The following is a 6,108-nucleotide window of genomic DNA, read 5'->3' as shown; positions in this document are numbered from 1 at the left end:
GATCCACATCCGCATTGCTCTCATGAACCGCTTCTCCGCCCTCGGCACCGCCGAGATCGTTCGCGTCAGCTGAGTTCAGCGGGGAAAGGGGCAGCTCACGCCGCTAGCTGAGTTGCGCAACAACGCCCCGGCGCGGGGAACATGTGGCCCGAGGCGCTCTATTACGCGACCTGCATCCTCGAGGAGATGCAGTGGATCCGCACCCGGCCTGTCCATGCGTCGGATTTCTTCCACGGCCCGCTCGAGCTGATCGAGCCGGGGGTGAGCCTTGTGCTGTTCCGCGGCGAGGATGCCTACGATCCGCTGGCCGAGCGTGTGGCGCAGTTCGCGCGTCAATATACCGACCGGCTGACGGTGATCTCGACCGCCGATTACTGCCCGCAGACCCTCTCGCCCGAGCTGCGCGCGCTGATCTCGCCCGCGGTGATGGCCACGCTGATGGAGCGTCTGAGCGCTCATCTCGAAGTGATGCGCGACCACCCGCTGGTCACGCGGCGCTACTACAAGCGCGTGGCCTACTGAGCCTCGCGCCTCCGGCGGCCCGAGGGCCGCCGGACCTTGAAATCGGCGCCGGATCTCCGCGGACCTTCGGCGAGGCGGCAGGACCGGCAGACGACAGAGACCGCGAAGGCCCTTGTGGGGCTTCGCGGTGCTCCGGCCGTCGCCGGGACGGTCAGGGATCAGGAGGCCGCTTCGCTGCGCTGCGCCGCGGGGCTTTCCAGCCGGCGATACTGGCGCAGGAGGGCCGGCCGGGGCTCGTCCTGATGCTGCCCGGCTGCACCCAGACGCCCGAGGATTTCGCGGCCGGCACCGGGATGAATGAAGCGGCCGAGCGGCACGGGCTGATCGTTCTCTATCCCCATCAGGGCCGCAGCCACAATGCGCAGGGCTGCTGGAACGGGTTCCGGCCCGGCGATCAGGAGGCCCATCGCGGCGAGCCCGCGCTTCTGGCCGAGCTCGTGCAGGCGGTGGCCGCCCGGCATGAGGTGGATGCGGCGCGGATCTTCGTCGCGGGCCTCTCGGCGGGCGGGGCGATGGCCGCGACGCTCGGGGCCACGCATCCCGGACTCTTCTCGGCCGTGGGGGTCCATTCCGGCCTGCCGCACCGGGCGGCGCATGACGTGATCTCGGCCTTCGCGGCCATGCGGGGCGAGGCGCGGACGGCGCGACCCGCGGCGAGCGCGGCGCCGCGCACCATCGTCTTCCACGGCACGGCGGATGCGACGGTGCATCCCGACAATGCGCAGCGGCTGATCGACGCGGCGCTTGGCGGGCGGCGGACGGCGGCGCACAGCGAGCAGGGGCGCAGCCCCGGCGGGCGGACATGGCGGCGCGAGACCCACGCGGCCGCCGACGGCACCGCGCTGGCCGAACTCTGGCGCGTCGAGGGGTCGGGCCATGCCTGGTCGGCGGACGGTCCGCCGGCTCCTACACCGATCCAGCCGGGCCCGATGCCTCGGCCGAGATGGTGCGCTTCTTCCTCGCCGGGGCCTGACGGGCTCCGGGGCGGCGCCCTGCCCTGCCGGTTCGGCAGGGCATCCCCTCTCGCCCGTCCGCGACGGCAGCCCCTGCCGCCCGCGGCAGGGCCATCGGCCCGGGCAGCGAGCGGGGCTTCCTCAGCCGAGGTCGCGCAGGATCTGGGCCGTGGCGGGCATCCGCGCGAGGCTCGCCTCGATCCGCTGGCGCCAGCGCGGGCCGCGGCCGAGCGCGTCGCGCCAGGCTTCGGCCAGATCGTCCGGCCGGTCGGCGGCCAGCAGCTCGATCAGGAAGGCCGCCTGCCCGCGATCCTTGCGCGCCTTGGCCCGCTCCGGGCCCTCGCGACGGCGGTCGGCCACGATCAGCTTGTGGATCGCGAAGCGTTCGGGCCGCGGGATCTGCACCAGCACGCCCGACCGGTAGAGCGCCACGGCGGGAATGGGCTCTGCGATCAGGAAGTTGAGATAGTTCAGCGCCTGCGCGCTGATGCCGAGCGCGGGCAGCGGCTTCACCCGCTCGTCGCCGAAGGCGGGCGTCAGGAATTCGACCATCGCCTGCCCGCGGCTCTGGCGCCATTTCCAGACCTGCCGGTCGGCCACCCCCGGCACCGGATCGAACTTCAGCGTCTGCAGGATGTCGCCCGGCTCCTCCTCGACCCGGTCGCCGAGCGCGACCGACAGCCGCTCGAAACTCGCGAAGTCGATGTCTCCGGTCTGGGACAGCTCCTCGGCATCGAACCGCACGCCGAGCTCGCCCTGATAGAGCGCATAGGCGGCCGTGCCCACCAGCGTGCCGCCCAGCCGGAACACGCCCGCCCGCGCGAAGGCCAGAAGCAGCGAGCCCGTCTCGCGGTCGGTGGCGGTGAAGCCTTCCGCGCGCAGCACCCGGGCGAGGCGCGCCATGGTCGCCCGGCGGTCCTGGGCCCCGGCCTTCAGCGCTGCCGCCCGCTCGAGCCGCGCGAAAAGCTCGGGCGTGCCCTCGCCGAGATACCGGCTCTTCATCTCGGTGCCGATGCGGAACTTGTCGTAGAGATAGATCCGCCCGTTGCGGGTGCGCTGCTCGACGCTGCCGATCAGCGCCGAGGCGCTCTCGTCGAGATGAAGCCGGAGGAGGTCCTGATAGGCGACCTGCGCGGCCCGGGAATGCGAGCGGATCGTCATGGCGGGCCCTCCGGGAGTGTGTGCATCAAATATCTTCCCGCTGCACATGGCGCAAGTGTGCAGCGGAAAGTTGTTTGATGCACACGGAGCACGGCGGCCCTGACGCCCCTCTAGCGGCCGTCCTTGCGCGGCACGACCGAGAGGCTGCCATCCTTCTCGAGCACCACGGACCGGGCGGCACCCGGGCTCTCGAGGCCGCTTTCGCGCAAGGCTGCGAGGATCTCCGCCCGCGTGACGCGCTGACGGCGCATGGCATCCTCACGAAAGCAGCCCCCGTGCAGGAGCAGCGTGGGCTCGCTCTTGACGATGCCCTCGACCGGGGTCCAGCGCACCGAGGTCCAGGTGATCGCATATTGCAGGCAGATCAGCAGGGCCAGCGCCAGCACCCCCTCGGCCAGCGGCACGCTCCGGTTCAGGATCACGGTGGCCAGCGTCGAGCCGAGGGCCACGGTCACGATCAGGTCGAAGGCGTTCATCTTGCTCAGCGTGCGCTTGCCCGAGACGCGCAGCATCGCTACCAGCGCGCCGTAGCCTATGGCGCCGGCGAACAGGATCCGCCCGAGGCCGGTCCAGCTGTCGAAGATCAGGGGGTCGCTCATCGGTCCTCCTTTCGAGTGCGGCGTCATGTCCGGGCAACCCTGCCCCGCGGGCTCTCGAGCGGCAGGTCGCGGGTCGCCTGGTGCAGGTTCCATGCGCCGGTCGCCTTGGGCGCCATGACCCGCGCCAGTTGCTCGGCGGTCAGCGAATAGACCGGACCATCGTCCAGCACCCCGGCCGCGTGGACGACGCCGCGCAGCGGGTGGCCAGCGGCGGCGATCTCTGCCAGCGAGGCAGCCACGGCATCTGCGTCGGCCACGTCGAGTGCGACTGCACGGGCATCCGCGCCCAAGGCGGCAAGCTCGGCAAGCTTGACGTCGGCGCCCGGGGTGTTCGCGCCCTGGCGTCCGGCAAGATAGAGGTGCCGGGCAAGATAGAGGTGCCGTGCGCCCTTCTCCGCCAACCAGCGGGCCGCCGCGCGCCGTCCTGCGGGATGGCCTGCAAGAGATCCAGCAGTTCCTGCGCCCATCTGGCCGGTGGGATCGTCGAGCCGGGGTGCAAGCGCGCGCAGATCGACGACATGCGCCGTGCCGGTTCGGCCCAGCAGCGCCGCTAGATCGTCCGCGTGGCCGCGGCGGATCACCCACTCGTCCTGCCCTTCGCGGAAGGCCAGGCCTTCGAACGCCCGCACGATCGGCATCGACCCCGCTGCCAGGGCGTCGGAAATCTGCGCGCCCGCCTCGCCGCCGCCTTGAATCAGCACCAGCCCGTCGCCCGCGGTGTCGGCGGCGAAGGACCGCTCGGCCGCGACCAGTTCGAACCGGCCCAACAGCGCGTCCACCGAAGCCTGCACGGTGTTGTCGTCGCTGGGGCCAAGGCTGCGCGCGGTGATCCCGCGCAATTCGACCAGCGGCCGGCCGGCATCGTCCACCAGGACGAGATCGGCGCGCATCCGCAGCGCGTCGCGTTCGCCCAGCTGTCCCACGCACCAGAAGACGTGCCCGGGGCGGACGTGGAAACGGATGTCGTCGATCCCGACCGGCACATAGGCGGCCCCACCCGCGTCATCGGGCAGGGCAGAGATCAGCGCTTGGAAACCCGCATCGAGCAGGGCCGGGTGCAGCATCTCGCCCTTGTCCGCCAACCCTTCCGGCGCGCGGACACGGGCGACGACGGCAGAATGGTCCGGGACGATTGCAATCTGGTCCAGCCCCTGGAACATCGGGCCGTAGTGTAGGCCCCGGGCGGTCATTCCGGCATAGTGATCCGCCTGGTCCAGCGGACGGCAGGCGCGGGCGCGCCATGCGTCGAGGTCCAGATCCGGCACAGCTGAAACGGCGGATCAAGGAGATCTGCGAGACGCGTGGACTAGGATGGGCGAGGCTAGGTTGACCAGGACGTGGCGTAGCAGGATCTGCCAGGTCGGCAGCCCCAGCGCGACGGCGGCCTCGATATAGGGCAGTTCGTGCAGCACCAGCGTCGAGCTGCGCACGATTCTTGCCAGGCGCGGCGCATAGGTGATGCCGAGCGCCAGGATCACGTTGAACAGCGAGGGCCCAGCGCCGCCACGAGGGCGAGGGCGAGGAGGATGTCGGGAAACGACATCATCGCGTCGAGAAGCCGCGATATCGGCGCGTCCAGCCGGCGGAAGTAGCCGGCAAGAAGACCGAGGAAGACGCCCAGCACCGTCGCGATGCAGACGACGCCAGGCCGACTAGAAGCGATACGAGCCCGGCGAAGACGGCGCGGGTGAAGATGTCGCGGCCGAATTCGTCCGTGCCGAAAAGATGCGCACCCGATGGCGGCTTAGGGCGGTTGGCGATCGACAGCTTGGCCGGTGAATAGGGCGTGATCAGCGGCGCCAGGAGCGAAGTCAGCACCACGACGGCCAGGATGATGATGCCGAAAAGGATCGCCCGGTTGCCGACAAGGCGCCGGAAGCCCTTGGCGAAAGGCGCAGACAGAGGCAGCATCATGTGCGCACCCGCGGGTCGACGGCGAGGTACAGCATGTCCACGGCGAAGTTGATGAGGACGTAGATGCCGGCGACGACCAGAAGCGCCCCCTGAATCACCGGATAGTCGCGGCGCAGGACGGCCTGTACGACCAGGTTGCCGACGCCCGGCAGGCCGAACACGGTCTCGGTCACCACGGCCCCGGCGACCAGCAACGCGATCGACAGGCCGATGACTGTGATGATCGGCATGGGCCAGATGCGGCTGAAGCCGCCGGTCGAAACGCTGGTGTTTCGCGGCGTGCTTCCGCCGGGGGCAGAGCTGACGGCCCTGCGCGAGGTGGTGGAGCTGCGCCTCGCGTTCGATCTGGCGCTCGCGGATCGGGTCGTCGAGTGCCGTCGCGGCCGCGACCGGCCGGCACTGGCGCAGCTTGTGCAGCAGATGCAGGACCATGCGGCGGCGGGCCGCAACTTTCTTCAGGAAGACCGCCGCTTTCACACCGAATTGCTGGCCCCCGTCGGCAACCAGCTGATGGAACAGCTGGGCACCGCATTCTGGGATATTCACTCGGCCGTGCTGCCCCGTCTGGGCCTCGCGCTTCCGGCCGACATCATGGGCACCACGCGGGCGCATGCCGACATGCTGGCGGCCGCCCCTTCGGGCGCTATCGAGGCCTATCGCGCGGCAACCGTAGAACATTACGATCCGCTGCTGCGCATGCTGTGCCGTGGCGCCGCGGCTGACGACGCCTGAGGGAGGCGGCGGGGTTCAGCGAACTGGTCCTGGACGAATTCGACCGACCAGCGGGCGTTCGCCATGGCTTCCGACACCAGCGGTGCCCGTTCTCCAACAGCACGCAAGGTTCGCGTTCCCGTTACAAAGCAAGCCTAAAACGACAGCCCGAACAGCAACGGGACATCGTGATGCTTGGCTCACCTGACAATGGAATCCCCGTCGCCCGGACCCCCGAGGCTCGCAGA

At 70.2% G+C, this 6,108-nt stretch carries 8 protein-coding genes and 1 pseudogene; 3 read left to right on the top strand and 6 right to left on the bottom strand.

The features are described 5' to 3' along the window. The first annotated feature begins 141 nt into the window (after positions 1-141). Both IC63_RS19020 and IC63_RS19015 read left to right on the top strand, forming a co-directional pair. On the top strand, positions 142-522 hold the full coding sequence (locus IC63_RS19020) for an SIS domain-containing protein (protein ID WP_232222658.1): 381 nt from the start codon (positions 142-144) through the stop codon (positions 520-522). Between the two features lie 242 nt (positions 523-764). Continuing rightward, positions 765-1,370, top strand: a pseudogene (locus tag IC63_RS19015) (extracellular catalytic domain type 1 short-chain-length polyhydroxyalkanoate depolymerase); the annotation flags it as partial. Between the two features lie 246 nt (positions 1,371-1,616). Here IC63_RS19015 and IC63_RS16345 read toward each other — a convergent pair. The 6 genes from IC63_RS16345 to IC63_RS16325 all read right to left on the bottom strand — a co-directional run bounded on the left by IC63_RS16345 (position 1,617) and on the right by IC63_RS16325 (position 5,379). Continuing rightward, positions 1,617-2,636 carry a nucleotidyltransferase family protein gene (locus IC63_RS16345; protein WP_036722541.1) on the bottom strand — a complete coding sequence of 340 codons (1,020 nt, stop codon included), beginning with the start codon at positions 2,634-2,636 and terminating at the stop codon, positions 1,617-1,619. Between the two features lie 110 nt (positions 2,637-2,746). Continuing rightward, entirely contained in the window at positions 2,747-3,235 is a 489-nt protein-coding gene (locus tag IC63_RS16340) for a DUF421 domain-containing protein (RefSeq protein ID WP_036722539.1), read from the bottom strand. 23 nt (positions 3,236-3,258) lie between these two features. Beyond that, positions 3,259-4,500 (bottom strand): SDR family oxidoreductase, encoded by a 1,242-nt coding sequence (locus IC63_RS16335; RefSeq protein ID WP_036722537.1) that lies wholly within the window; start codon positions 4,498-4,500, stop codon positions 3,259-3,261. Between the two features lie 15 nt (positions 4,501-4,515). Next, entirely contained in the window at positions 4,516-4,713 is a 198-nt protein-coding gene (locus tag IC63_RS18605) for an ABC transporter permease subunit (protein ID WP_198026357.1), read from the bottom strand. A 64-nt stretch (positions 4,714-4,777) separates the two neighbouring features. Then, positions 4,778-5,149, bottom strand: a complete 372-nt coding sequence (locus tag IC63_RS18600) for a hypothetical protein (RefSeq protein ID WP_198026356.1) — start codon at positions 5,147-5,149, stop codon at positions 4,778-4,780. Further along, complete coding sequence (locus tag IC63_RS16325) at positions 5,146-5,379, bottom strand: ABC transporter permease subunit (protein WP_036722534.1); 234 nt, start codon at positions 5,377-5,379, stop codon at positions 5,146-5,148. Before IC63_RS16325 ends, IC63_RS18600 begins: the two co-directional genes overlap by 4 nt. Here IC63_RS16325 and IC63_RS16320 point away from each other — a divergent pair. Further along, positions 5,369-5,881 (top strand): FadR/GntR family transcriptional regulator, encoded by a 513-nt coding sequence (locus IC63_RS16320; RefSeq protein WP_198026355.1) that lies wholly within the window; start codon positions 5,369-5,371, stop codon positions 5,879-5,881. The genes IC63_RS16325 and IC63_RS16320 overlap by 11 nt on opposite strands. The last annotated feature ends 227 nt before the right edge of the window (positions 5,882-6,108 follow it).

The organism is Paracoccus sphaerophysae (assembly GCF_000763805.1).
Taxonomy (GTDB): domain Bacteria; phylum Pseudomonadota; class Alphaproteobacteria; order Rhodobacterales; family Rhodobacteraceae; genus Paracoccus; species Paracoccus sphaerophysae.
Note: the sequence above shows the minus strand (reverse complement) of the source record. Positions and strands in the feature narration are given on the sequence as shown.

Coding starts and splice junctions, on each gene's coding strand:
- IC63_RS16345 (WP_036722541.1), bottom strand. CDS start 2,636: ATGACGATCCGCTCGCATTCCCGGGCCGCGCAGGTCGCCTATCAGGAC.
- IC63_RS16340 (WP_036722539.1), bottom strand. CDS start 3,235: ATGAGCGACCCCCTGATCTTCGACAGCTGGACCGGCCTCGGGCGGATC.
- IC63_RS18600 (WP_198026356.1), bottom strand. CDS start 5,149: ATGATGCTGCCTCTGTCTGCGCCTTTCGCCAAGGGCTTCCGGCGCCTT.
- IC63_RS19020 (WP_232222658.1), top strand. CDS start 142: ATGTGGCCCGAGGCGCTCTATTACGCGACCTGCATCCTCGAGGAGATG.
- IC63_RS16325 (WP_036722534.1), bottom strand. CDS start 5,379: ATGCCGATCATCACAGTCATCGGCCTGTCGATCGCGTTGCTGGTCGCC.
- IC63_RS16320 (WP_198026355.1), top strand. CDS start 5,369: ATGATCGGCATGGGCCAGATGCGGCTGAAGCCGCCGGTCGAAACGCTG.